The 22,762-nt window shown below is 54.7% G+C and carries 24 protein-coding genes; 9 read left to right on the top strand and 15 right to left on the bottom strand.

Annotation, left to right across the window (positions count from 1 at the left end):
• Positions 1–42: 42 nt before the first annotated feature.
• Positions 43–597 (top strand): GNAT family N-acetyltransferase, encoded by a 555-nt coding sequence (locus O3S68_RS01995; RefSeq protein WP_020454368.1) that lies wholly within the window; start codon positions 43–45, stop codon positions 595–597.
• On the opposite strand, the gene pbpG is transcribed toward O3S68_RS01995, so the two are convergent.
• On the bottom strand, positions 598–1,542 hold the full coding sequence (pbpG, locus tag O3S68_RS01990; protein ID WP_045510793.1) for a D-alanyl-D-alanine endopeptidase: 945 nt from the start codon (positions 1,540–1,542) through the stop codon (positions 598–600).
• A gap of 170 nt (positions 1,543–1,712) precedes the next feature.
• Entirely contained in the window at positions 1,713–2,300 is a 588-nt protein-coding gene (locus O3S68_RS01985; RefSeq protein WP_020454370.1) for a Yip1 family protein, read from the bottom strand.
• Positions 2,301–2,470: 170 nt separating this feature from the next.
• Between O3S68_RS01985 and O3S68_RS01980 the strand changes: the two genes are divergently transcribed.
• On the top strand, positions 2,471–3,055 hold the full coding sequence (locus O3S68_RS01980) for a DedA family protein (RefSeq protein ID WP_020454371.1): 585 nt from the start codon (positions 2,471–2,473) through the stop codon (positions 3,053–3,055).
• On the opposite strand, the gene O3S68_RS01975 is transcribed toward O3S68_RS01980, so the two are convergent.
• Entirely contained in the window at positions 3,052–3,825 is a 774-nt protein-coding gene (locus O3S68_RS01975) for an SDR family oxidoreductase (RefSeq protein WP_097407461.1), read from the bottom strand. The genes O3S68_RS01980 and O3S68_RS01975 overlap by 4 nt on opposite strands.
• 106 nt (positions 3,826–3,931) lie before the next feature.
• Here O3S68_RS01975 and yohP point away from each other — a divergent pair, with 106 nt between their 5' ends.
• Positions 3,932–4,018, top strand: a complete 87-nt coding sequence (gene yohP, locus O3S68_RS01970) for a small membrane protein YohP (RefSeq protein WP_017459799.1) — start codon at positions 3,932–3,934, stop codon at positions 4,016–4,018.
• Positions 4,019–4,056: 38 nt separating this feature from the next.
• Here the strand turns inward: yohP and O3S68_RS01965 are convergent, their stop codons facing one another.
• Positions 4,057–5,013 carry an MBL fold metallo-hydrolase gene (locus O3S68_RS01965; protein ID WP_269230685.1) on the bottom strand — a complete coding sequence of 319 codons (957 nt, stop codon included), beginning with the start codon at positions 5,011–5,013 and terminating at the stop codon, positions 4,057–4,059.
• A 73-nt stretch (positions 5,014–5,086) separates the two neighbouring features.
• On the opposite strand from O3S68_RS01965, the gene O3S68_RS01960 reads away from it, so the two are divergent.
• Positions 5,087–6,001, top strand: a complete 915-nt coding sequence (locus O3S68_RS01960) for a LysR family transcriptional regulator (RefSeq protein ID WP_269230684.1) — start codon at positions 5,087–5,089, stop codon at positions 5,999–6,001.
• A gap of 442 nt (positions 6,002–6,443) precedes the next feature.
• Here O3S68_RS01960 and dusC read toward each other — a convergent pair whose 3' ends face one another.
• A complete protein-coding gene (dusC, locus tag O3S68_RS01950; protein WP_097407459.1) occupies positions 6,444–7,394 on the bottom strand; it encodes a tRNA dihydrouridine(16) synthase DusC in 951 nt (316 codons plus the stop codon).
• 220 nt (positions 7,395–7,614) lie between these two features.
• Between dusC and O3S68_RS01945 the strand changes: the two genes are divergently transcribed.
• The 4 genes from O3S68_RS01945 (at position 7,615) to sanA (ending at position 10,563) form a co-directional block, all read left to right on the top strand.
• On the top strand, positions 7,615–8,013 hold the full coding sequence (locus O3S68_RS01945) for a CidA/LrgA family protein (RefSeq protein ID WP_045510813.1): 399 nt from the start codon (positions 7,615–7,617) through the stop codon (positions 8,011–8,013).
• Positions 8,010–8,705, top strand: a complete 696-nt coding sequence (locus tag O3S68_RS01940) for a CidB/LrgB family autolysis modulator (RefSeq protein WP_020454377.1) — start codon at positions 8,010–8,012, stop codon at positions 8,703–8,705. The genes O3S68_RS01945 and O3S68_RS01940 overlap by 4 nt, the downstream gene beginning before the upstream one ends.
• Positions 8,706–8,834: 129 nt before the next feature.
• Entirely contained in the window at positions 8,835–9,722 is an 888-nt protein-coding gene (gene cdd, locus O3S68_RS01935; RefSeq protein WP_020454378.1) for a cytidine deaminase, read from the top strand.
• 121 nt (positions 9,723–9,843) lie between these two features.
• A complete protein-coding gene (gene sanA, locus O3S68_RS01930; protein ID WP_020454379.1) occupies positions 9,844–10,563 on the top strand; it encodes an outer membrane permeability protein SanA in 720 nt (239 codons plus the stop codon).
• A gap of 4 nt (positions 10,564–10,567) precedes the next feature.
• Here the strand turns inward: sanA and O3S68_RS01925 are convergent, their stop codons facing one another.
• From O3S68_RS01925 to O3S68_RS01885, 9 genes are all read right to left on the bottom strand, one after another.
• The gene (locus O3S68_RS01925) at positions 10,568–10,993 is read right to left on the bottom strand and encodes a hypothetical protein (protein WP_269230683.1); all 426 of its coding nucleotides are present in this window, start codon (positions 10,991–10,993) and stop codon (positions 10,568–10,570) included.
• 135 nt (positions 10,994–11,128) lie between these two features.
• The gene (locus tag O3S68_RS01920; protein ID WP_020454381.1) at positions 11,129–11,356 is read right to left on the bottom strand and encodes a hypothetical protein; all 228 of its coding nucleotides are present in this window, start codon (positions 11,354–11,356) and stop codon (positions 11,129–11,131) included.
• Between the two features lie 178 nt (positions 11,357–11,534).
• Entirely contained in the window at positions 11,535–12,545 is a 1,011-nt protein-coding gene (mglC, locus tag O3S68_RS01915) for a galactose/methyl galactoside ABC transporter permease MglC (protein WP_020454382.1), read from the bottom strand.
• Between the two features lie 15 nt (positions 12,546–12,560).
• Positions 12,561–14,081 carry a galactose/methyl galactoside ABC transporter ATP-binding protein MglA gene (gene mglA, locus O3S68_RS01910; RefSeq protein ID WP_020454383.1) on the bottom strand — a complete coding sequence of 507 codons (1,521 nt, stop codon included), beginning with the start codon at positions 14,079–14,081 and terminating at the stop codon, positions 12,561–12,563.
• Positions 14,082–14,162: 81 nt separating this feature from the next.
• Positions 14,163–15,161, bottom strand: a complete 999-nt coding sequence (mglB, locus tag O3S68_RS01905) for a galactose/glucose ABC transporter substrate-binding protein MglB (RefSeq protein WP_020454384.1) — start codon at positions 15,159–15,161, stop codon at positions 14,163–14,165.
• Positions 15,162–15,455: 294 nt separating this feature from the next.
• Positions 15,456–16,481: an HTH-type transcriptional regulator GalS gene (galS, locus tag O3S68_RS01900; RefSeq protein WP_020454385.1), complete on the bottom strand. Its 1,026-nt coding sequence runs from the start codon at positions 16,479–16,481 to the stop codon at positions 15,456–15,458.
• 155 nt (positions 16,482–16,636) lie between these two features.
• Positions 16,637–17,797: a DUF418 domain-containing protein YeiB gene (yeiB, locus tag O3S68_RS01895; RefSeq protein WP_020454386.1), complete on the bottom strand. Its 1,161-nt coding sequence runs from the start codon at positions 17,795–17,797 to the stop codon at positions 16,637–16,639.
• A gap of 18 nt (positions 17,798–17,815) precedes the next feature.
• Entirely contained in the window at positions 17,816–18,481 is a 666-nt protein-coding gene (gene folE / locus O3S68_RS01890; protein ID WP_017459784.1) for a GTP cyclohydrolase I FolE, read from the bottom strand.
• A gap of 126 nt (positions 18,482–18,607) precedes the next feature.
• On the bottom strand, positions 18,608–19,735 hold the full coding sequence (locus O3S68_RS01885) for a YbfB/YjiJ family MFS transporter (protein WP_045514143.1): 1,128 nt from the start codon (positions 19,733–19,735) through the stop codon (positions 18,608–18,610).
• A gap of 150 nt (positions 19,736–19,885) precedes the next feature.
• On the opposite strand from O3S68_RS01885, the gene fghA reads away from it, so the two are divergent.
• On the top strand, positions 19,886–20,722 hold the full coding sequence (gene fghA / locus O3S68_RS01880) for an S-formylglutathione hydrolase (protein WP_269230682.1): 837 nt from the start codon (positions 19,886–19,888) through the stop codon (positions 20,720–20,722).
• A gap of 39 nt (positions 20,723–20,761) precedes the next feature.
• Here fghA and cirA read toward each other — a convergent pair whose 3' ends face one another.
• Positions 20,762–22,741, bottom strand: a complete 1,980-nt coding sequence (cirA, locus tag O3S68_RS01875; protein WP_269230681.1) for a catecholate siderophore receptor CirA — start codon at positions 22,739–22,741, stop codon at positions 20,762–20,764.
• Positions 22,742–22,762 lie beyond the last annotated feature (21 nt).

Genomic DNA, 22,762 nt, shown 5'->3' with positions numbered 1-22,762 from the left:
AAACGTTTCTATGGCCGCCTGCTTTGAAGGAGCACACCCGTCATGTCAGCTGTCGATATCTTATCCGGTCCTGCGGTGGTAGTGCGCGACGCCTGCCCTGAAGACGTTCACGCCATTGCTTCGCTTTACGCCTGGCATGTTCTGCACGGCCGCGCCTCCTTTGAAGAAGTCCCGCCTACTATTGATGAAATGCGCACCCGCATGAACAACATCGCCAGAGAGGGTTTACCGTGGATGGTGGCGCTCTATCACGGCATCGTGGTCGGCTATTGCTATGCCGGTTATTACCGTCCCCGCGAGGCGTATCGCTATACCCTTGAAGAGTCGATTTACGTGGATGCCAGTATGACCGGGCGCGGTATTGGCAGTACGTTGATGAGCGCGTTGATCGCACGCTGTGAAGCGGGCCCGTGGCGGCAACTGATTGCAGTGATTGGCGATGGCAACAACAATTCCGGTTCGCTGCGACTGCATAAAAAGCACGGTTTTGAGATTGCCGGGCAGTTGCGAAGCGTCGGCTACAAGAAAGGCGACTGGCGGGATACGCTGATTATGCAGCGTCCACTCAACGACGGTGACTGGACGCTGCCGGAGTAATTAATCGTTTTGCGCGGTCTGCTCACCCGCAGACGGATTTTGCGCCATCTGCGCCGCTTTCTGGCGTTTATAGCTTAATGCAGAAGCCGGAACCGGCTGCACTTTGCCGGTTTCAATCCAGGTGCGTAAACGGCTGGCATCGGCAAAATGGGTAAATTTGCCAAACGCATCCATCACCACCAGCGCCACCGGTTTGTTGTTAATGACGGTGCGCATCACCAGGCAGTGCCCTGCCGCATTGGTAAAGCCCGTTTTGGTTAGCTGAATGTTCCAGTTATCGCGGTACACCAGGTGGTTAGTGTTGCGAAACGGCAGCGTGTACGCCGGGTTAGAGAAGGTGGCCATCTCTTCACGCGTGGTGCTGAGCTGACCAATCAGCGGATACTGTTTGGTGGCAATCAGCAGTTTGCTCAGATCGCGGGCGGTGGAGACGTTGTGAATCGACAGCCCCGTCGGTTCCACATAGCGCGTATTCGTCATGCCTAAGGCTTTCGCTTTGGCGTTCATCGCCGCGATAAAGGCGTTATAACCGCCCGGATAGTGGTGCGCAAGGCTTGCTGCCGCACGGTTTTCTGAGGACATCAGCGCCAGCAGCAGCATATCTTTACGGCTGATTTCGCTATTGAGGCGCACGCGAGAATAGATCCCTTTCATCTCCGGCGTCTGGCTGATATCCACTTTGAGTTTCTCATCCAGCGGCAGGTGCGCATCCAGCACCACCATCGCCGTCATCAGCTTGGTAATGGAAGCAATAGGACGCACCAGATCAGGGTGGCTGGAGTAGATAACCTGATTGGTTTGCAGATCGACAATCATCGCGCTACCTGAAGCGATTTCAGGTTGTGCGGCGGTGGTCGCCGCTGTGGTTTTCGCGACGGCAAACGGCGCCACGGGCGCAGCCAGGATTAACGCCAGGCTTAATAAGGAAACTCGAAATTTCTGCATGGTGAGACTTCTGAAAATTATTCACGCACGTTATTACGCACACCGCTTCTGTCAGCCGGAGCAATAACAGAGCTGGCTTTGGCATAATAGCCGCCACGCAGGGTTGTCGCCAGAGGATAATCGTTGCGAGAGATTGCGTTGCCGACATTTACGCCAGCAACGCAACAGGTTTAGAACAAGCGATAACCGTAACCCCACAGGATCACCGTCAGCGCCAGCAGCACTTCGAGCACCAGCACCCCGATCGCCAGCGTCGAGCTTGAGAAACTTAAGCCCTCTTCTTTATTGATATTCAGGAAGGTCGGGATACCGACATACAGCAAGTAGCCGGTGTAAAACAGCGCCACCGTCCCCACCAGCGCGCAAAGCCAGACCAGCGGATAGAGCGCCACAATCCCACTGAGAAACAGCGGCGTCGCCACATAACCGGCGAACACCATACAGCGCCCTAATGAAGGCCGCTGCGGCAAGCTACGCGCCATCCACCAGATAACGCGGCCCATTACCGCCACGCCTCCGAGCATCAACGCATAGAACAGCACCGCCAGATAGAAACCGGTAAACAATGACAGCGTCACCACACTGTTTTCGCCAAAATTCCAGCCGATTTGCGTGGTACCAATAAACGCGCATACAACCGGAATGGCCGCCATGATTAATACATGGTGGGTGTAGTGATGCGAAATTGTCTCGTTTTCGCCTTTGATAACCTGCATTTCACGATCGGGATGGGAAAAGAGTCCCCAGACATGGTTCATAACGCCCCCTCGCTGACAGCCCGAACATCGACACTGTCAGTATAATTCACTATTGCGATTGTTTTTTGTACAGCAACAAAAATGCCGCGACAACGAAACGGCGTCATTCCGGCGAAGGCGCGATATCGGGTGTATGCTTATAAGCGTTTTACCGGGAGGACGTAAAAACAATGGATATCAATCATCTGATTAGCCAGTACGGCTACGCCGCGCTGGTGATTGGCAGTGTGGCTGAAGGAGAGACAATTACCCTGCTGGGCGGTGTTGCCGCGCATCAGGGGCTGTTACGGTTCTGGCTGGTGGTGGTATCCGTGGCGCTTGGCGGCATGATCGGCGATCAGCTGCTTTATCTGGTCGGCAGACGCTACGGCACGAAAATCCTGCGCCGCTTCTCCCGCCACCGGGAAAAAATCCACCAGGCGCAGTCGCTCATCCGCCGCCATCCCTACCTGTTTGTTATCGGCTCACGTTTTATGTACGGCTTTCGCATTATTGGCCCACTGTTGATTGGCACCAGTCGCTTGCGGCCGAAAATCTTTCTGCCGCTCAACATTGTTGGCGCCATCGTCTGGGCGCTGCTGTTTACCACCCTCGGTTACGTAGGCGGAGAAGTAATTGGCCCGTGGCTGCACCAGTTCGACCAGCATGTAAAACGCTGGATCTGGCTGATTCTTGCCATCGTGCTGGTGGTTGCGCTGCGCTGGTGGTTCCATCATCGGCGGAAAAAACGCCAGCGCAACGCGTCAAACGACTAAGCCGTTTTCGGTTTGAACTGCGGGTTAGCCAGCATAAAACCGCCATCAATGATCAACGATTGTCCGGTGGTGTAGCTGGCATGTTCTGAACAGAGCCAGGCGACCATGCTGGCTATCTCTTTGGTGGTGCCCGGTCTTGTCAGTGGAACAATGGGTAACGACCCCGGTTTTGCATCTTCGTCGCGCATGTTATTCATCGGCGTGGCTATCGCCCCCGGCGCGACGGCGTTTACCAGAATGTTGTGATCCACCAGCTCCAGCGCCATCGATTTGGTTAAGCCGCCGAGCGCGTGTTTGGCTGCAGTATAGGCGCTGGCGTCCGGCAACGGCGTATGCTCATGCACCGAGGTGATATTGACGATGCGCCCGCCCTGCCCCTGCTGCACCATGTGCCTGGCGGCGATTTGCGAGCAGAGAAACGCGCCGTCGACATCAACGGTGAAAATGCTGCGCCAGTCATCAAATTTCATATCAAGAAACGGGGCTTTGCTCATCGCCCCGGCGTTATTCACCAGCACATCGATACGCCCGAAGCGGGAAATCAATGTCTCAATCGCCTGCGCCCCTTCCGGCAACTGGCTCAGATCGAGATGGATGGTTTCCGCCCGCCGCCCAAGATCCTCAACATGCAACGCAGCCTCTTTCGCGCCGTTTTCATCCGAATGCCAGGTAATGCCGATATCAAATCCCTGTTCGGCCAGCATCAGCGCACACTGTCGGCCAATCCCGGAATCGGCGGCGGTCACAATCGCAACTTTGGTTACAGGCATAGGTCGTCCTCTGGTTAACAAATAGACAGGTAAGTATAGGAAAAAGGCACAACTGCGTGAGATTGCCTACGCTTTTAACTACCTGCATATAAAAAGGACGAAGAAAATGATGAAGATACTGCTTTGGGCAATCCTGATTATCTTTCTGATTGGTCTGCTGGTGGTCACCGGCGTATTTAAGATGATCTTCTAAAGTAGCGCCGGGTAGCGGGCGCTACCCGGCATGGCGGGTTAATTCCCCTTCGCGCTGTAATTCACCGGCACCCAGCGATAGCCACTCTCCGCTTTGATCACTTTACCCATACCGGGGAAAGCGATATGCGCCGCTGCCACCCAGTCACCTTCGCGCGCGACCTGCGCCAGCACCTTTTCCCGGGTTTTTACCGCCTGCTGCTGGTTAACGTCAAAATGGATCGCCACTTCCGGCTGCGGTAGTTGCACCGGATGCGCGTGAATAATATCGCCCAACAGCATCAGCGTCTTACCGCCGTGAGTGACGCGGTAAATCACGCTGCCTGGCGTATGACCCGGTGCCGGGATTGCTTCAATGCCGGGAATAATTTGCGTCGGCGCGCGGAAAGGGTTGAGCTTACCGGTATCTATCACCGGGCGCAGTGAGCGCTCGGACTCCGAAAAAGTATGGCGTTGCCCCTCTTCCACCTCTTTTTCATGTGCCGGGTTGAGCCAGAAATCAACATCCCGCTGATCGACCCGTACGGTGGCATTGGCGAACACCGGTTTGCCGCCGCGCTGTACGCCGCCGGAGTGATCGGCATGAATATGCGTCAGCAGCACGGTATCGATGGTGGCCGGATCAATGCCCGCCGCACGCAGGTTTTCCGGCAGATGGCCGCCTGCATTGCCAAACAACGGCCCGGCACCGGCATCCACCAGAATTAACTGCTTACCGGTGTTAATCACAAAGGCGTTGATCGAGGTTTCGGCATTGACGGGTAAACTGGCCTGCGCCATCCGTTCCTGCAACTTTTCCGGGGTGATATGGGTCAGCAATTTGTCGAACGGCACCGCGACGGTGCCATCGGAAACGGCGGTGATTTGCCAGTCGCCCATTGCCATACGGTAAAAGCCCGGCGCTTGCGGCTGGTGCGTTGAAAGCGGTGTGGCGGCAATAGCGCCAAAACTCAAACCTGCCGTCGCCAGCGCCAACAGAAGTGGATAATGTTTCATACTCTTCTCCAGTCGTTTTCATTGCGCCAGTATCCGGCAACGGCTACTATCACTCCAATTGATTGGAGTAATAATGACTATCAAAGAGAATGATTTTCGCAAAATCGATCTTAACTTGCTGATCGCCTTTGCCGTGCTGTTTCGCGAACAGAGCGTTTCCGCTGCGGCGGATAAGCTGCATCTGGGTCAACCGGCGGTGAGCGGCGTATTGTCACGCCTGCGCACGCTGTTTGACGACCCGTTGTTTATCCGTAGCGGCCATAAAATGCAGCCGACGGCCCGCGCCATCGAACTGCATACGGAACTGCTACCGCTGCTGGAACAGTTGCAAAGCGCCCTGTTTCAGCAAACGGCCTTTGATCCGCAGACTGCCAGCGTCACGCTGACGCTTGGCATGGCGGACTGGGTGGAAATGTGGCTGATGCCAAAGCTGATCCCGGCGCTGCAACAGGCCGCGCCCGGCATGCGTCTGAATGTGGTGGCCAGCGATCCATTCAGCGATGCCGGTCGGCTGGAAGGCGGCGAAATGGATATGGCGATAAGCGTCGCCGAGGCCGGGCCGCGCTGGCTGGAGCGCGAAGTGCTGACCACCATGCCGTTTATCACGCTCTGGCACCCGCAACAACTGGCGTTGAGCGCACCGCTGGATATCGATACTTTTGCCGCACAGCCGCATTTAATGGTCAGCTACCGGGAAGCCACCAGCAGCCACTTCGACACGCTACTGGCCAAAACCGGCCATCAGCGCCGCATCCACTACACCACGCCGCACTTCGCCGCCCTGCCGGGATTACTGGAGACCATGCCAGCCCTGGCGACCGTACCGGCAGGCCTGGCGCAGGAGTGGCAGCGCAGACGAGGATTTGCGAGCAGCCCGCTGCCGCTCGATGTGCAGCCAATTGAGCTGGCGATGCTGTGGCATCAGCGCCACAGCAGCGATCCGGCGGTAATGTGGCTGAAAGAGTTTATTGCTAAGCGTCTTAACTGACGCGTTCTGCCCGGTTTGCGCGGGCGGAATGCGGGTTATTTCAGGCTCTCGCCGTTACTGGCGATGACAGCGCGATACCAGCAGAAACAGTTCTTACGGCTGTGTGCCGGGGCCGCTGCCGCTATCATCGCGTTCGACATCAATAAAACCGCAACGTCTGGCGATCTTCGCTTTGGCGGCGCTTTCCAGATCAATCGGCTTTCACCGGGTGTAACTCATCACCACTTGCGCGCGTGCGGCCGCCACCCGGCACCACTACAACAATGTTGTTTACTTTTTGGCGCTATTCATTCAGACCCCGGAAACAAAAAAACCTGACCTCCGGCAGTTGCCAGATGATCAGGTTTCGCCTGCTTGCACAGTAACAATCCACACCCGCACTTCAACCCAGCTTTATTCGAGCGCATAACGAGACAGCCTGCGAAAGGTTCACCGGCGCGTGTCAGACGCCAACGCGGCTGCGCTGGCGGGCGATCGCTTGTGCGATATCGTCGGAATGTTTATAGGCGCGGATCTCGGTAAACAACTCGCTGGCCTCAGAATATTCTTTGCGTAAATAGCCGAGCCACTGTTTGATGCGCGCAACGTGATACAAACCGGTATCGCCCTGCTTTTCCAGCCGCGAATATTTCGCCAGTAGCGCGACAACCTCCGGCCACGGCATACGCGGCTCGTTGTACTTCACCACCCGGCTCAGATTCGGCACATTCAGTGCGCCACGGCCAATCATCACCGCATCGCAGCCGGTGGCGGCCATACAATCCTGCGCACTTTGCCAGTCCCAGATCTCACCATTGGCAATCACCGGAATGGTTAACCGCTTGCGGATCTCGCCGATCGCGTGCCAGTTAATGCACTCCGCTTTGTAGCCATCTTCTTTGGTGCGCCCGTGTACCGCCAGTTCGCTGGCGCCGGCCTGCTGTACCGCATCGGCAATTTCAAACGCGCGTGCGGGGCTGTCCCAGCCAAGACGCACTTTTACCGTCACCGGCAGGTGCGACGGCACCGCTTCACGCATCGCTTTTGCGCCACGGTAAATAAGCTCAGGATCTTTGAGCAACGTCGCGCCCCCACCGCTGCCGTTGACCAGCTTCGACGGGCAACCGCAGTTGAGATCGACGCCCCAGGAGCCCAGTTCAACCGCGCGCGCCGCATTTTCCGCCAGCCACTGCGGGTATTGCCCTAAGAGTTGAATACGCACCAGCGTACCGGAAGGCGTACGGCTTTGACGATGCAGTTCCGGGCAGATTTTATAGAAGGATTTTACCGGCAGGCGTTGATCCACCACGCGCAAGAATTCGGTGATGCATAAATCATAATCGTTAACCTCGGTCAGCAGCTCGCGCACCAGCGAATCGAGCACGCCTTCCATCGGCGCCAGTAATACACGCATATCTCGCCCCATAAAAAAGAGGCGCCATAGTAGCGTCTCTGTTCAGACGTGGAAAGTGCCTTTCTTCACTACACTTTTGGCTATATCGCGCGGTAAATCTTGTGGGAATGCATAACGTTCCTGAATGGAATGTTTGGTATGCTCACAATTCATGATGTGATCAGTAGCACGTTTTTCGCTTTAATTGTATGATGAATGCGTTTCGACAAGGGCTTTCACCATGAGTAACTCACTGAATATTATCTGGCAGTACCTTCGTGCGTTTGTGCTTATTTACGCTTGTCTCTACGCAGGCATTTTTGTTTCATCGCTGCTGCCTATTGCTATTCCGGGCAGCATTATCGGCATGCTGATTATGTTCGTGCTGCTGGCGCTGCAAATTCTGCCCGCCAAATGGGTAAATCCCGGCTGCTTTATTTTGATCCGTTACATGGCGCTGCTGTTCGTGCCCATCGGCGTTGGCGTAATGCAATATTACGACCTGTTGCGCGCGCAGTTCGGCCCGATTGTTGTTTCCTGTGCGGTGAGCACAATTATCGTCTTTTTGGTGGTGAGCTGGAGCACCCATCTGGTGCACGGCGAGCGTAAAGTGGCAGGACAAAAAGGGCAGAAAGAATGATGGCGTATATCTGGTGGTCGTTACCGCTGACACTGGCGGTGTTTTTCGCCGCGCGTAAACTCGCCACGCGTTTCAAGCTACCGCTGCTCAACCCGCTGCTGGTGGCGATGGTGGTGATTATCCCGATCCTGCTGGTGACGGGCATTCCGTATGACCACTATTTCCAGGGCAGTAAAATTCTTAACGATCTGCTGCAACCCGCCGTTGTTGCGCTGGCGTTTCCGCTCTATGAGCAGTTACATCAGATTCGCGCCCGCTGGAAATCGATCATTACTATCTGCTTTATCGGCAGCATGGTGGCGATGTTTTCCGGTACCGCTGTGGCGCTGCTGATGGGCGCGACACCAGAAATTGCGGCGTCGATATTACCCAAATCCGTCACCACACCGATCGCGATGGCGGTTGGCGGCAGCATTGGCGGTATCCCGGCAATCAGTGCGGTCTGCGTGATCTTTGTTGGCGTATTGGGCGCGGTGTTCGGCCATACCTTGCTGAACCTGATGCGTATCACCACGAAATCGGCACGCGGGCTGGCAATGGGCACCGCCTCACATGCGCTGGGCACCGCGCGCTGCGCCGAGCTGGATTATCAGGAAGGGGCGTTCAGTTCGCTGGCGCTGGTGATTTGCGGGATTATCACTTCGCTGGTCGCCCCGTTTCTGTTCCCGGTTATCCTCGCGCTGCTGGGCTAAAATTTGCGATACGTCGCGCATTTTTCGTTTGAGTTTCATAAGTTGCACATACAGTGTGAAGTGAATCACACATAGAGACCGGGCAGCCCCGTAAACTACGATTCCAATACACTGCTATGAGGCACCGCTATGCATTCACGTTTTCACACTGCTTTTTCCGGGCTTGCGGAGAATTTACAGACCGCACTGGCTCCTCTGCTGGCGGATGAGCACTTCCCCGCCATGCTGAGCGCAGAGCAGGTGGCAACATTGCAAAGCGCGACGGGGCTGGACGAGGACGCGCTGGCGTTTGCGTTGCTGCCGCTCGCCGCCGCCTGCGCCCGCACCGACCTTTCCCACTTTAACGTGGGCGCGATTGCGCGTGGCGTCAGCGGAACATGGTACTTCGGTGCCAATATGGAGTTTTCTGGCGCGACAATGCAGCAAACCGTGCATGCCGAGCAGAGCGCTATCAGCCACGCCTGGCTGCGCGGTGAAAAAGCGCTCTCTTCCATCACCGTCAACTACACGCCGTGCGGCCACTGCCGCCAGTTTATGAATGAACTGAACAGCGGTCTGAATCTGCGCATTAACCTGCCGGGTCGCGCGCCGCATACGCTGGGCGATTACCTGCCGGACGCGTTTGGTCCAAAAGATCTCGACATCAAAACGTTGTTAATGGATCAACAGGATCACGGTTTTTCACTGCGCGGGGATGACGTCGCGCAGGCGGCTATTCACGCGGCCAATAAAAGCCACTCGCCCTACACGACTTCGCCGTCAGGCGTGGCAATTCTTTGTCGCGACGGGCGCATCTTCAGCGGTAGCTACGCGGAAAACGCCGCCTTCAACCCAACGCTGCCGCCATTGCAGGGCGCGCTGAATCTGCTTAGCCTCAGCGGTTTTGATTACGCGGATATTCAACGCGCCGTACTGGCGGAACGCGCCGATGCGCCGCTCACCCAATGGGATGCCACCGCCGCCACGCTGCGCGCGCTGGGATGTGAGAAGGTTGAACGCGTTTTGCTGAGTAAATGATCCTCGCTGCGGGTTCGCGCCCGCAGTGATGAAAAACCCCGCAATTGAACTACCGTTTCTTGCGCTTGCCGTACGGGTAAAGTAGCCTGAGGGACATTCTAATCCTGTTCGAGTCTGCTGCATGTTAAAGCGTTTTACTTACAGCTTGTTAGTCCTTATCGGCTTACTGCTGTTAACTGCGCTTGGCTTAGACCGCTGGATGAGCTGGAAAACCGCCCCCTATATTTACGACGACCTGCAGGATCTCCCCTGGCGCCAGGTCGGCGTTGTCCTCGGCACCGCGAAGTACTACCGCACCGGCGTTATCAATCAATATTACCGCTACCGGATTCAGGGCGCGCTTAATGCATATAACAGCGGCAAGGTTAACTACCTGTTGCTGAGCGGCGATAACGCGCTGCAAAGTTACAACGAACCGATGACCATGCGTAAGGATTTGATTGCCGCCGGTGTCGATCCTGCCGACATCGTGCTTGATTATGCCGGTTTCCGCACGCTGGATTCGATTGTGCGCACCCGCAAAGTCTTCGACACGAACGATTTCATCATCATTACCCAGCGTTTCCACTGCGAACGCGCGTTATTTATCGCCCGGCATATGGGCATCCAGGCGCAGTGTTACGCCGTGCCGTCACCGAAAGATATGTGGAGCGTACGCGTACGCGAGTTTGGTGCGCGGTTGGGCACAATTGCCGATCTTTACATGTTCAAGCGGGAGCCGCGCTTCCTCGGCCCGCTGGTGCCCATTCCGTCAATGCAGGAAGTGCCGGACGACGCGCAAGGCTACCCGGCCGTCACCGCCGAGCAGCTTATCGATATGCAAAAGAAAGGAAAAAACTGAAGCATCAGTTAATGGATGCGTTGCGGCTGTTGGTTTTTACTGGACGGACAAGCGTAAAACCACGCTCAACAAAATGGCGATGATCGATAACCGCACGGCTGGCTTTATCGAGCGTCCAGTGGCCATTTAACGCGTTGAAGGACAAAGCTTTCTCCCCGTCCGGCGTGTTAACCAGGTATTCCCCGCTTTTTAAGTACCCTGCGCTACACACGATGCGCGCGGGCGGGCTGTTCTTCATTCTGAACTCGATTTTGCGAAAGCCGGTCGGCACCGGGCAAAAATAAAAAAACGGCAATGCGGTGATTTTGATATCGCCAAGTGAGGCAATCACGTCGCCATCGCGCAACAGTTCGACATTTTTCAAAGAGAAGTTAACGGGTGAGTTTTTTTCATGCGGTAAATTATCAACAGTAAAATAAACAAAATTCATAAGCGCCCCTGAGCTGCGGATACAACATCATTCACAGATTCATTCTTTCAAGCGTAAGTAGCTATGGGCATACAGGCATTCAGAATTGACTTAAATATCGGGCACATGGGATGTACCCGACGTGCAAGCGAAGCGTCAGGCCACTTTGCTCTCATGCTGTTGCAGGCTACGCTGAAGGTCGTAGATCAGGCTTCTCACCATATCAGGCGTTAAATTAAAAAAGGGCGAATCAAACGTCGTTGCTCCCGCGCCGCAAGGCCCTGTGCTGCAACCAAACTTCACGACCACACCATCTAAATCTTCAACCACCCCTACCTGCCAGCCAATCACGGGAAGTGCAGGAAACGCGCCCTCACTGTTCATCCTTAATCTCCTTATTAATATTGCAACTTTATTGAGCGTAGCACCGAAGCAAAAAATTTAACAACTCACTGCGAGAGAACTTTTTTGGGGGAAAGGCGTGGGCTTACTCCATGGCAGAAGGCGGCAAACAGGCAAAAAAAAGCCCGCTCGTTGAGCGGGCCTGGTACAGACGATGGGATTATTTTTTACGTGCGTATTTCAGCGAGTCCAGCGCCACGGCGAAGATAATGATGCCGCCCTTGATGATGTACTGCCAGTACGGGTTAATACCGATATAGGTCAGGCCGTAGTTGATGACGGTGAAGATAATCACACCGGTCACCACACCCAGAACCGTACCCACACCGCCGCTGAAGGAAACCCCGCCCACTACGCAAGCTGCGATGGCATCCAGTTCATACATAAAGCCGAGGTTGTTGGTCGCAGAACCGATACGGCCCGCTTCCAGCATCCCGCCGAAGGCATAGAACACACCGGATAGCGCGTAAATCATCAGCAGGTTCAGCGCTACGTTAACGCCGGAGACTTTCGCCGCTTCCGGGTTACCGCCGATAGCAAAAATGTTTTTGCCAAAGCGAGTTTTATTCCACAGCACCCAGACGAACGCCACCGCAATCAAGGCGTAGAAAGTGATATAGGACAAACGGAAACTGCCCAGCGCAATAAAGCCCTGCGTAAAGGTCGAGAAGCCGCTGTCAAAGCCGGAAATCGGCGATGCACCAACAAAGTCGTAGTACAGGGAGTTGATACCGTAAACGATGATCATCGTACCCAGCGTGGTGATAAACGGAGTCACGTTCAGGTAAGCGATGACAAGGCCGTTCACCAGGCCGATAACCGCGCCGATGGCGCAGACAATCAGGATCACCACCGGAATCGGCATGGTAGCCATATCCGGGAATACTTTGTTGGCGTTTTCCATTGATTGCAGCAGCGTGGCGGCAACCACCGCCGCGAGGCCAACCTGGCGCCCGGCGGAAAGGTCGGTACCCTGGGTCACAATCAGCCCCGCTACGCCCAGCGCGATAATAATACGCACGGAGGATTGGGTCAGAATGTTACTTAAGTTCAGCAGACTTAAGAAAGTGGGATCCTGAAAAATGATAATGGCCAGTAACACTAAAAGAACAACGTAAATACCGCCGTCTTTCAGATAAGTGAGAAAAGTTTTCTTATTTAACGCACTCATGAGGAGCCCCTGATCTTAAAGGTGCAAAGACGCAAGACGGAGAATTTCGTTTTGCGTTGTCGTTTTAGTATCAACAATTCCGGAAACGAGGCCATTGCTCATTACCAGAATACGGTCAGTGATGCCTAACAACTCAGGCATTTCAGAGGAAATAATAATAATCCCCTTATTCTTTTTCGCCAGTTCGGCAATCAATTGGTAAATTTCAAATTTCGCACCAACGTCAATACCACGGGTCGGCTCATCGAGCATTAAAATTTCTGGCTGAGTTAATAACCAACGACCAATAATAACCTTTTGTTGGTTACCACCGGAAAGAGAACCAATTTGTGTACGGTGGCCTGGTGTTTTTACACGCATCGAGTCGATGACCCACTGGGTATCACTCTTCATGCGGCTATTATCCAACAAGCCCACTTTGTTTTTGTAATTTTGGATATTGGAAATAAGTGAGTTAAATCCGATATCAAGATAGGCGTAAATACCGGTGGAACGACGTTCTTCGGTCACCAGGGCAAAACCATTATTAATCGCTTCATTGGCGTTGTGGTTATTAATCACTTTGCCATGCAATTTAATGGTGCCAGAGGATTTTTCACGAATACCAAATAACGTTTCAACGATATCTGTACGTTTCGCCCCGACCAGACCTGCGATACCGAGTATTTCGCCTTTGCGCAAATCAAAGGAGATATCGCGAATAGAGGGCTGGCGCAACGAGGTGAGATTACGCACTTCAAGAATGGTTTCGCCCGGCACGTTGTGCTTGTCCGGGAAGCGCTGGTTCAGCGAACGACCAACCATCATGGCGATGATCTTGTCCATATCCAGCCCTTCCAGCGGCTGGGTGGCAATCCACTGACCGTCACGCAGAATCGTAATTTCATCGCACAGCTGGAATATCTCTTCCATTTTATGGGAAATATAAACAATTCCACAGCCACGATCTTTCAATTTACGGATAATTTTAAACAGATGATTGACTTCTTTTTCCGTCAGCGAAGAAGTCGGCTCATCCATAATGACAATTTTGGCGTCATAAGAGAACGCTTTGGCAATTTCAATCATCTGCATTTGCGATACAGATAATGTTCCCACGCGTGCTTTAGGGTCGATATCAATATCCAGCTCATCAAAAATGGCTTTGGTATCGTGGAACATTTTATCCTGATCGACAAACATGCCTTTGGTTGGATAACGACCCAGCCACATATTGTCCATCACGGAACGTTGCAACACCAGGTTGAGTTCCTGGTGAACCATCGAAATACCATTTTCCAGCGCTTCTTTCGCGGAATGGAAGTCGATCTCTTTCCCCTGAAAAAGAATGCTACCGGAATCTTTTTGATAGATCCCAAAAAGACATTTTAATAATGTTGATTTCCCCGCACCGTTCTCGCCCATTAATGCATGGATAGAGTGCGGACGGACTTTCAAATTGACATTATCGAGTGCCTTTACGCCTGGAAAAGACTTGTTGATATTGCTCATTTCCAACAAGAATTCACCTGACGACTGAGTATTATTGCTGACCATAATTATACCTTGTTGGCCTGGCATATCGTGTTATAAGGGCGCAACAGTCGTTGCGCCCAATGAGAACATGCTTTCTTAATATTATTTACCGGCGATTTCAGCCAGGTTGTCTTTATCAACACCAACGTAAGGAATACGAACGACTTTATTTTCGATTTTCCAGTTAGTGCCATCTGCCGCGCCTTTGCCTTCGGCCAGGTTTTTCGCCAGCTCGAAGCTCGCTTTCGCCTGGTTGTTAGCATCGTTCAGCACGGTACCGGCCATTGCACCGGATTTCACCAGCGCCAGCGCTTCTGGCAGCGCATCGACACCGAAGACCGGGATAGACGATTTGTTGTGTGCTTTCAGGGCTTCAACCGCGCCCATTGCCATCGCGTCGTTGTTCGCGATAACCACTTCAATTTTGTTAGCGTTCGGGCCAGAGAGCCAGGCGTCCATTTTGTCTTTCGCCTGAGCGGTATCCCACATTGCGGTATCCAGAGCCAGCTGCTGAGTTTTGATGCCCTTATCATTCAGCTCTTTGATAACGTAAGTGGTACGTGCTTCAGCATCCGGATGACCCGGCTCGCCTTTCAGCAACACGTACTGGATCTGGCCGTCTTTGTTCAGATCCCAGCCCTGGTTCGCCGCCCAGTGTTTAGCAATCAGGTCGCCCTGAATCACGCCGGATTCTTTGGAATCGGTACCCACGTAATAGGCTTTATCGTAGCTATCCAGCGCTTTGCGGGAAGGTTCTTTGTTGAAGAAAACAACCGGAACGTTTTGACCACGTGCTTTCTCAATCACCGTACCTGCCGCTGCCGGGTCAACCAGGTTGATCGCCAGTGCTTTTACGCCTTTCGCCAGCAGCACGTCGATCTGGTCGTTCTGTTTGGATTGGTCATTCTGCGAGTCGTTCATCAGCAGCTGAACATCTGGCGCTGCTTTGGCGTCTTTCTCAATAGCCTTACGGACAACCGACATAAAGTTGTCGTCATATTTATAGATGGTCACACCAATGCGGGTATCCGCTGCGTGTGCGGCTGCGCCAAAAAGCATGCTTGCCATAACAGCAGACAGAGTCAACACCTTCTTATTCATGGTATCTCCGGTTTTTTTATATGCAGGGTAGTTCTTGTGAATAATGCTCGGCGGGTCAGTTGTTACGAAGACGTTACTGCCGACCGAAGTTCACTCTAAAATTCCATTCGTCCGTGTCCGGGTAACGCTCCAGAAGTTCGCTTTCTTCGATGTTTCAAAGCGCTCACTTGTAGTGAAAGTGATTAATCACCGTTACATCGTGTTTCAGCTTCTAAAACGCTGACATCATAGTCAGCGCCTTGTTAAGATACTGTGAATTTACTCACAGATTGAAAACGGTTACATCATCGAAGTTTATAAGTTAGTGATCGGTGCCACAGTTTGTCGTGCGGTCACGGAATGGCGGCGTACCAGCGTCGGCATAAAGCAGTGCGCAGCCTCTGGATCGAGCTTACCTGCGGCCCCCTGCAACGCCAGCTCGGTCGCCAGTCGCGCCATTGAAGCGACCGGGTAACGCACCGTGGTCAGTTGCGGGTCGGTGTAACGCGCAATGGGAATATCATCGAAACCAATCAGTGATAAATGCTGTGGCACCGCAATGCCGTTGTCTTTCAGCGCCGTCAGCGCCCCCGCCGCCATGCTGTCGTTATAGGCAAAGACCGCGGTAAGTTGCAGGTTGCGCCCCAGCAGCTCAACCATCGCCGCTTCACCGCCCTGCATATCCGGCGAACCGGTGCCAACCCAGCTATCCGGGGCGTTAATCCCCTGCTCTTCCAGCGCGCGGAACCACCCTTCGCGGCGCATATCGTTGTCTTCAATCTGGTGGCTGGAGGCCAGATAACCGATGCGCTGATGGCCGTTATTAAGCAGCATGCGCGTGGCCATCACCGCCCCGCTGACGTTATCAAGGCAGACGCAGCGGTGCGCATAGCCTGGCACCAGCCGGTTGATCAGCACCATGCCGGGGATCTGCTCCATAAAGCCTGTCAGCTCTTCATCGCTTAGCGCTTTTGAGTGAACAATCAGGGCGTTACAACGCTGGCGAATCAGGACTTCGATGGCGTGACGCTCTTTTTCCGCCTCGTGATAACTGTTGCCAATCAACACATATTTTTCGTGCTGCTGCGCAACCGTATCCACCGCTTTCACCAGCGCACCGAAAAAGGCATCAGAGACGTCCATCACCACCACGCCAATGGTGTCGCTAACCTGCGTCGCCAGCGCCTGAGCGTTGGCATTCGGGCGATAACCCAGCTGGGCGACGGCTTTCATCACCGTTTCGCGCGTTTCCGGGCTGACCAGCGCGCTGTTATTAAGCACGCGGGACACCGTCGCGACAGAGACGCCCGCATGCCGGGCAACGTCACGAATGGTGATCATTTTTACCCACCTTTTCTGGATTGCGGCAGTTCACAACCACCCCCTGTGTTAAGTAAGGAGGCTATTCTGGCAGCGAGCAGGCGATTGCTACGTGAGTGGCATCACATGAATGGAAACGGTTACATCCGTTTTGTTAATGATTGTGATCCAGATCGTTATCTGGATGTGCGAGCTAATGATGTCCCTGCAGCACGTGCGGTCAATTGCCGCCATAGCCATTCCATTGGCCCCTGACGAAAACGCCTGAGCCAGAACAGAGAGAAGAGGATATTTACGGCCCACACCGCCGGCACAAAGGCCAGCAGTTGCAGGCGGTCGAACTGCATAAACAGCCCGAAACGATTGAATAAGGTGATACAGATTAGCGTTTGCAACAGGTAGTTAGTGAGCGCCATGCGTCCAACGCAGGCAATAGCATTGACCAGTTTATAACCGCAGATCTGCGGCCAGAACCCCCACGCCAGCGCCGCATAACCCACCGCCTGTAACGGCGCGCCAAGTTCGCGCGGAGCCTGCAGAAGAAAAGCGCACCAGCGATACGACCAGCCAAGCTGCCACTGCGCAATAATCGCCGGGATGTTGATCAGTAACCCTAAGCCAATCAGCAGCGCCCCCGTCCGGCGGTAATGGCGCAGGCTGAATTGCCCTTTCAGCCAGCCGCTGCGCATCAGCGCCGCGCCTGTCAGCATCATGCCCGCCAGTTGCCAGCCATATTGCGCCCCCAGCGCCAGAAGCGCGTTAGAGAGCATATCCGCACGATTACTGATGGCCTCCCCGATACTGCCGCTGACTCGCCACCAGGTTTCGTACTGCACATTCGCCGCATCCGGCAACCAGGAGCGGTTCGGTTGCGAACCGGAAATTCCCCCCAGCAACAACAAAACCGCAATGCCAATCAGATACAGCACCACACCAGTGTTAAACATCGTCTTCACGTTCTGCGCATCTCGCACCATGCGCCAGGCAATCAGCCCCACCAGCCCATAAGCCAGCAGAATATCGCCATCCCAGAAAAAGAGACCATGAATGAAACCGAGCAGCACCAGCAGCGTCAGGCGCGACTGGATCCAGCGCTTACCGCGCGGCAGCAACATTTGCAGACCCGCACCGAACAAAATGGCAAACAGCGAGAGGAATTTCACCTGCGCGAAGAGATCGAGCAGCGCCCAGGTCCAGGCATCCGACGCCGTGATGTCGCCGTACCAGGCAGGGTTAAGGTAGGCCGCCTTTGGCAAACCAAAGGCGGTGATATTCAGCAAAAGAATACCGAGAATGGCGATGCCACGAATAAAATCCAGCGTGACATTCCTCTCCATGTCGGCGGCTCCAGCGAATTAGTTAGTGTGGCGGACTGCGCGCAGGAACTCCTGGCGGGTATTCTGGCTCGACTTGAACAAGCCACCGAGCGAAGTGGTCGTCGTCGCGCTGGTCGCGTCGCGGATGCCGCGCGCTTTCACGCAATAATGCACCGCATCAATAGAAACCGCGACATTGTTAGTGCCGAGCAGCGTTTGCAGCGCGGTAAGGATCTGCTGCGTCAGTCGCTCCTGCACCTGCGGGCGCTGCGCAAAAAACTGCACGATACGGTTGATTTTCGACAGGCCAATCACCGAATCCTTCGGAATATAGGCAACGGTGGCTTTGCCGTCGATAGTGACAAAATGGTGCTCGCAGGTGCTGGTCAGCGTGATATCGCGCACCGTCACCATCTCATCGACTTTCATTTTGTTTTCAATGACGGTGATCTTCGGGAAGTTAGCGTAATCAAGGCCGGAGAAGATCTCATCAACATACATTTTGGCGATGCGATGCGGCGTTTCCATCAGGCTGTCATCATTCAGATCGAGATTCAGCAGTTGCATAATCTCGGTCATATGCCCGGCGATAAGGCGTTTACGGGATTCGTTATCCATTTGCACCGGTGGGCGCAGCGGCGTTTCCAGACCACGGGCAACCAGAGCCTCGTGAACGAGTGCCGCTTCTTTACTGAGTGATGACATGTTTTTTATTCTCCTGCAGGTGTGGCGAACTTCGCGTTGTTAACGCAAAGTGAGCGAACATTGTGCGTGAGGTCGCGCACATAATCCAGCCCTGGCGGCGATAATTATTGAAATCGCTGCCGCCTTTCAGGCCGTGCGTTTCCAGACTAAAAGCCCGCCAATGACCAGGGCAATTGCCGCCACGCCTAGCGCCGGTTCAAGCTGCTGCGTAAGCCAGGTGGAAAGCGCGGAAGTCATAGGGCCAACCAGTTGCCCCATCGCATAGCCGGTGGTCAATAACCCGGCCATATAACGTGTGTGATTGGGCGCGAGCTCGCGTCCATACAGCAGTGAGAGCTGCACGGCGCAAAGAAATCCGCCGCCCACCAGCAACGCACCGCACACCAGCCCGCTCATCCCCGGCAGCAACCATGCCGCCAGTACGCCCGCACCCTGCAGCCACAGCACCACCGCCAGCCGCTGATGGCTGTGGCCAACGTGGCGCAGCAAAATACTTAGCGCAATCCCCACTACCGCTGCGGCACCGAACACCGGCCAGACAAACTGGGCAAACAGGCTGCCAGGAAAGCGCAGCGCCGCCATTTGCGACAGAAACGTCGCCGGTAAGATATAGCCAAACCCGGCCAGGCTGTAGCTCCAGACTAGCCGTTTAAGATCGGTGGTTAACTGTAGCGGCTGCGGCTTTTCACCCGGTCGATGCCACTCGCCAGGACGCGGCAAATAGCGAGCAATCAACGCCACCAGCAGCAGCGCCAGCACCCCATACACCTGCCAGGCGGATGCAGCGCTTAAGCCTTTTGCCTGGATCGCCACCGCCAGCAGACCGCTTAATGCAATGCCCGCACCCGGCCCGGCGAATACCGCGGCACTCAGTCCTGGCTTGCCGGCATGTGCCAGCCGATCGTTGGTCCAGGCGGCAATCAGCACCATCGCCCAGCCGCTCATTGCGCCAATCACCAGGCGCAACGCGCCGTGAAGCAGCGCGTTATCGGCAAGTGAAGAGAGAAAAGTGAGTGCCACCGCGCCGCCAATACCCAGATAAAGACGGACTTCGATATGCCGCTGCGCGCGCATTGCGTCCCAGGCACCAAGCAGATAACCGAGGTAGTTAATCGCCGCTACCAACCCGGCGCTGGTCAGGGTCAGTTGCTCGTCGCGGATCATCAACGGCACCTGCGGCGTGAAGGCAAAACGCCCGATTCCCATCGCGACAACCAGCACAATAAATCCACAAAGCGCCACACGTTGCGCCATTAGCGCCCCCAAATGTTAACGTAAAGTTATGTTTATGATGCAGTATGTTGCGTTTATGCGGAAGTGAAAGTTACTCGCAGCAAAGGGAATAGCCTGTATGATGACAAGAAGTCACCTTACTTTGTCTGTAAAAATTCTAAGGAGCCCCGCATGGAAATGCTTGAAGAGCACCGCTGTTTTGAAGGCTGGCAACAGCGCTGGCGCCACGACTCCGCCGTACTGAACTGCACGATGACCTTTAGCATCTTCTTACCGCCGCAACACAGCGCAACACCGCCGCCGGTGCTGTACTGGCTCTCCGGTCTCACCTGTAATGACGAAAACTTCACCACCAAAGCCGGTGCGCAACGCGTAGCCGCAGAGTTAGGCATTGTGCTGGTGATGCCGGATACCAGCCCACGCGGCGACGATGTCGCAGATGCAGAGAGCTATGACCTCGGCAAAGGCGCAGGTTTTTACCTCAACGCCACCGAGCAGCCGTGGGCGGCGCATTATCGTATGTATGATTACCTGCGCGATGAATTACCGACGCTTATCCAGTCGCAATTTAACGTCAGCGACCGCTGCGCTATCAGTGGTCATTCGATGGGCGGCCACGGCGCGTTGATCATGGCACTGAAAAACCCCGGCCGTTATACCAGCGTTTCCGCCTTTGCACCGATAGTGAACCCGATGCAGGTGCCGTGGGGGCAAAAAGCGTTTCGCGCTTATCTGGGCGAGGATGCGCAACAATGGCGTGAATGGGATAGCTGCACGCTGATGCTGGAAAGCAACGAAACTGACGCGATCCCAACACTTATCGATCAGGGGGATAATGATCAGTTCCTGGCCGATCAACTCCAGCCCGCGCGGCTTGCGGAAGTGGCACGGCAAAAATCCTGGCCGCTGACGCTGCGCATCCAGTCCGGCTACGATCACAGTTACTTTTTTATTGCTGCGTTTATTGAAGATCATCTGCGCTTCCATGCGCAGCATCTGCTGAAATAGCGGGAGTCCCGGCGGCGTCCTGCTGCCGGGCTTTCCATATCAAAAGCGGTAATCCAGCGCCATAAAGTAGCGGCGGCCATCTTCGTTGTAGCTGTAATCGTCGCGGCTGAGATCTTTATCGCCAAGGTTAAGCACACCCGCGCGCAGCTTGACATTTTTTGTCGCCTGCCATGCGCCGCCCGCATTCCAGATAACGTAGCCACCCGGTGTTACGCCCTGCGATACGGCGCGTTTTTCCCCGCTGTAGTTGGCAGAAACATAGAATGACCAATCCTGCGTGGCTTGCCAGTCCAGCGTGCCGTTGGCGGTGTGGAACGGCAGATCCTGCAACGGTTTGTTGCCGCCACCGCTCAGGTTACGTCCATCGTTATAGGTGTAATTCAGCGTCAGCTTCCACGCTTCATCAAACGGGATTTTCACCTCGGTTTCCACCCCCTGAATCCGCGCTTTATCAACGTTGTAGTAACGGAATACCGGCACCAGTACGCCGCTGGCATTACGCTCAAAACCGACGAAGTTAGCGTAACCCGGTGCTTCGCTCAGGCTTGACGTACGGCTAATATTGATCATGTCGTCGATATTGTTCTGGAACGCCGTTACGCTGCCCTGCACGCCTTCCAGCCAGCCCTCTTCCCCGCTGTAATAAAGCCCCAGTTCAAAACTTTCGCTGGTCTCTGGTTTTAGCTCCGGGCTGCCAACAATGCGGCAACCGCCCCGGCAGGAGTTGGTGGCCCAGTCCGGGCTGAGCTGCAACAGAGAAGGTGCTTTAAATGCCGTCGCCCAACCGCCTTTCACGGTCAGCGTATCGGTGGCGCTGTAAACCAGGTAAGCACGCGGACTCCAGTGATCGCCATAGGTGTCGTGGTCATCCATACGGACACCGGTGGTCAGCGCCAACGGCTCGAAAATACGCCACTCATCTTCAACAAACAGCGCGTACTGGCTGGTCGAGGTTTCGCTGCTGTCGCCGCCGGTCAGGTTAACAGGATCTTTTAACTTGTCGTGGCGCCACTCGCCACCCAGTGTAACGAGCTGATTATATTGCCCCAGTGGCAGCACCACTTTGCCGTCGAGCGTGTTGCTTTCCGAACGAATTGTGCTGCTGTTACCCGGGTTTTTGTTATCGATCTGTTCACCGTAGAAACGTAGTTCACTGTTTACTTCGCCCCAGCGGCCATTGTGCGCCAGCGAGTAGTTTTGCCGGTCAAGGCGGTTTTTATCCAGTGAATCAGAGTTCCTGTCCTGGCGGTCGTAGCCATATCCGGCGGTAAAATCGTGATCGTCGGTTGGCGTCCAGGCAAACTCAACGTTGCCATCACGGCTGGTGAAACCTTCAATACGCGGCGATTGGCCGCTGGCATCCGTTTTAGAACTCTGCTGGCCATCTTTTTCGCGTTTCGCCACGCTGCCAAAGGCTTTCAGCCCAAGCACCCCATCTATCAGCGGGCCGCTGGTGTAGAACTGACCGTTCCAGGTATCGCCGCGATCGCGATGCTGCTGAACCGTGCTATCCGCAGTAATCGTGCCCGTCCAGCGCTGGCCGATTTTTTTAGTAATGATGTTCACCACGCCACCAAGGGCGTCCGAACCGTACAGGGAAGACATCGGGCCGCGCACCACTTCAATGCGCTCAATGGCATCGACCGGGATCCAGTTAAGGTCAAAATCGTTATGGCGGAAAACCGCATTACGGGAGTTGACGCGCTTACCGTCAATCAGGATCAGCGTGTAGCTACTGTTGAGGCCACGCAGGCTGACGCCTTTACGGTTGTCCCCTTCGTTGGTGAACTGAACGCCAGGCACCTCTTTCAGCACATCTTTCAGGTTTTGCACCGGCTTGCGCTGCAAATCGTCCTGGGTGATCACGCTGATACTGGCGGGTGCGTCTTTCAGGTTCTGCTCCGTTGCCGACGCGGTAACCACCAGCGTTTCGCCATTCTCTACGGCCATTACCGGCAGCGCTAAAGAAAGTGCGGACGCGCAGAGGCCTCCCCGGACGATGGGATTCAAGGTAAACATTCCATAACTCCATGAGGTAAA

Origin of the sequence: Kosakonia sp. SOY2 (assembly GCF_027109175.1) — a bacterium.
Lineage (GTDB): Bacteria > Pseudomonadota > Gammaproteobacteria > Enterobacterales > Enterobacteriaceae > Kosakonia.
Note: the sequence above shows the minus strand (reverse complement) of the source record. Positions and strands in the feature narration are given on the sequence as shown.

Excerpts from the sequence above, each read along its gene's own strand:
- O3S68_RS01995 (WP_020454368.1), top strand. The coding sequence starts at position 43 with ATGTCAGCTGTCGATATCTTATCCGGTCCTGCGGTGGTAGTGCGCGAC.
- pbpG (WP_045510793.1), bottom strand. The coding sequence starts at position 1,542 with ATGCAGAAATTTCGAGTTTCCTTATTAAGCCTGGCGTTAATCCTGGCT.
- O3S68_RS01985 (WP_020454370.1), bottom strand. The coding sequence starts at position 2,300 with ATGAACCATGTCTGGGGACTCTTTTCCCATCCCGATCGTGAAATGCAG.
- O3S68_RS01980 (WP_020454371.1), top strand. The coding sequence starts at position 2,471 with ATGGATATCAATCATCTGATTAGCCAGTACGGCTACGCCGCGCTGGTG.
- O3S68_RS01975 (WP_097407461.1), bottom strand. The coding sequence starts at position 3,825 with ATGCCTGTAACCAAAGTTGCGATTGTGACCGCCGCCGATTCCGGGATT.
- yohP (WP_017459799.1), top strand. The coding sequence starts at position 3,932 with ATGATGAAGATACTGCTTTGGGCAATCCTGATTATCTTTCTGATTGGT.
- O3S68_RS01965 (WP_269230685.1), bottom strand. The coding sequence starts at position 5,013 with ATGAAACATTATCCACTTCTGTTGGCGCTGGCGACGGCAGGTTTGAGT.
- O3S68_RS01960 (WP_269230684.1), top strand. The coding sequence starts at position 5,087 with ATGACTATCAAAGAGAATGATTTTCGCAAAATCGATCTTAACTTGCTG.
- dusC (WP_097407459.1), bottom strand. The coding sequence starts at position 7,394 with ATGCGTGTATTACTGGCGCCGATGGAAGGCGTGCTCGATTCGCTGGTG.
- O3S68_RS01945 (WP_045510813.1), top strand. The coding sequence starts at position 7,615 with ATGAGTAACTCACTGAATATTATCTGGCAGTACCTTCGTGCGTTTGTG.
- O3S68_RS01940 (WP_020454377.1), top strand. The coding sequence starts at position 8,010 with ATGATGGCGTATATCTGGTGGTCGTTACCGCTGACACTGGCGGTGTTT.
- cdd (WP_020454378.1), top strand. The coding sequence starts at position 8,835 with ATGCATTCACGTTTTCACACTGCTTTTTCCGGGCTTGCGGAGAATTTA.
- sanA (WP_020454379.1), top strand. The coding sequence starts at position 9,844 with ATGTTAAAGCGTTTTACTTACAGCTTGTTAGTCCTTATCGGCTTACTG.
- O3S68_RS01925 (WP_269230683.1), bottom strand. The coding sequence starts at position 10,993 with ATGAATTTTGTTTATTTTACTGTTGATAATTTACCGCATGAAAAAAAC.
- O3S68_RS01920 (WP_020454381.1), bottom strand. The coding sequence starts at position 11,356 with ATGAACAGTGAGGGCGCGTTTCCTGCACTTCCCGTGATTGGCTGGCAG.
- mglC (WP_020454382.1), bottom strand. The coding sequence starts at position 12,545 with ATGAGTGCGTTAAATAAGAAAACTTTTCTCACTTATCTGAAAGACGGC.
- mglA (WP_020454383.1), bottom strand. The coding sequence starts at position 14,081 with ATGGTCAGCAATAATACTCAGTCGTCAGGTGAATTCTTGTTGGAAATG.
- mglB (WP_020454384.1), bottom strand. The coding sequence starts at position 15,161 with ATGAATAAGAAGGTGTTGACTCTGTCTGCTGTTATGGCAAGCATGCTT.
- galS (WP_020454385.1), bottom strand. The coding sequence starts at position 16,481 with ATGATCACCATTCGTGACGTTGCCCGGCATGCGGGCGTCTCTGTCGCG.
- yeiB (WP_020454386.1), bottom strand. The coding sequence starts at position 17,797 with ATGGAGAGGAATGTCACGCTGGATTTTATTCGTGGCATCGCCATTCTC.
- folE (WP_017459784.1), bottom strand. The coding sequence starts at position 18,481 with ATGTCATCACTCAGTAAAGAAGCGGCACTCGTTCACGAGGCTCTGGTT.
- O3S68_RS01885 (WP_045514143.1), bottom strand. The coding sequence starts at position 19,735 with ATGGCGCAACGTGTGGCGCTTTGTGGATTTATTGTGCTGGTTGTCGCG.
- fghA (WP_269230682.1), top strand. The coding sequence starts at position 19,886 with ATGGAAATGCTTGAAGAGCACCGCTGTTTTGAAGGCTGGCAACAGCGC.
- cirA (WP_269230681.1), bottom strand. The coding sequence starts at position 22,741 with ATGTTTACCTTGAATCCCATCGTCCGGGGAGGCCTCTGCGCGTCCGCA.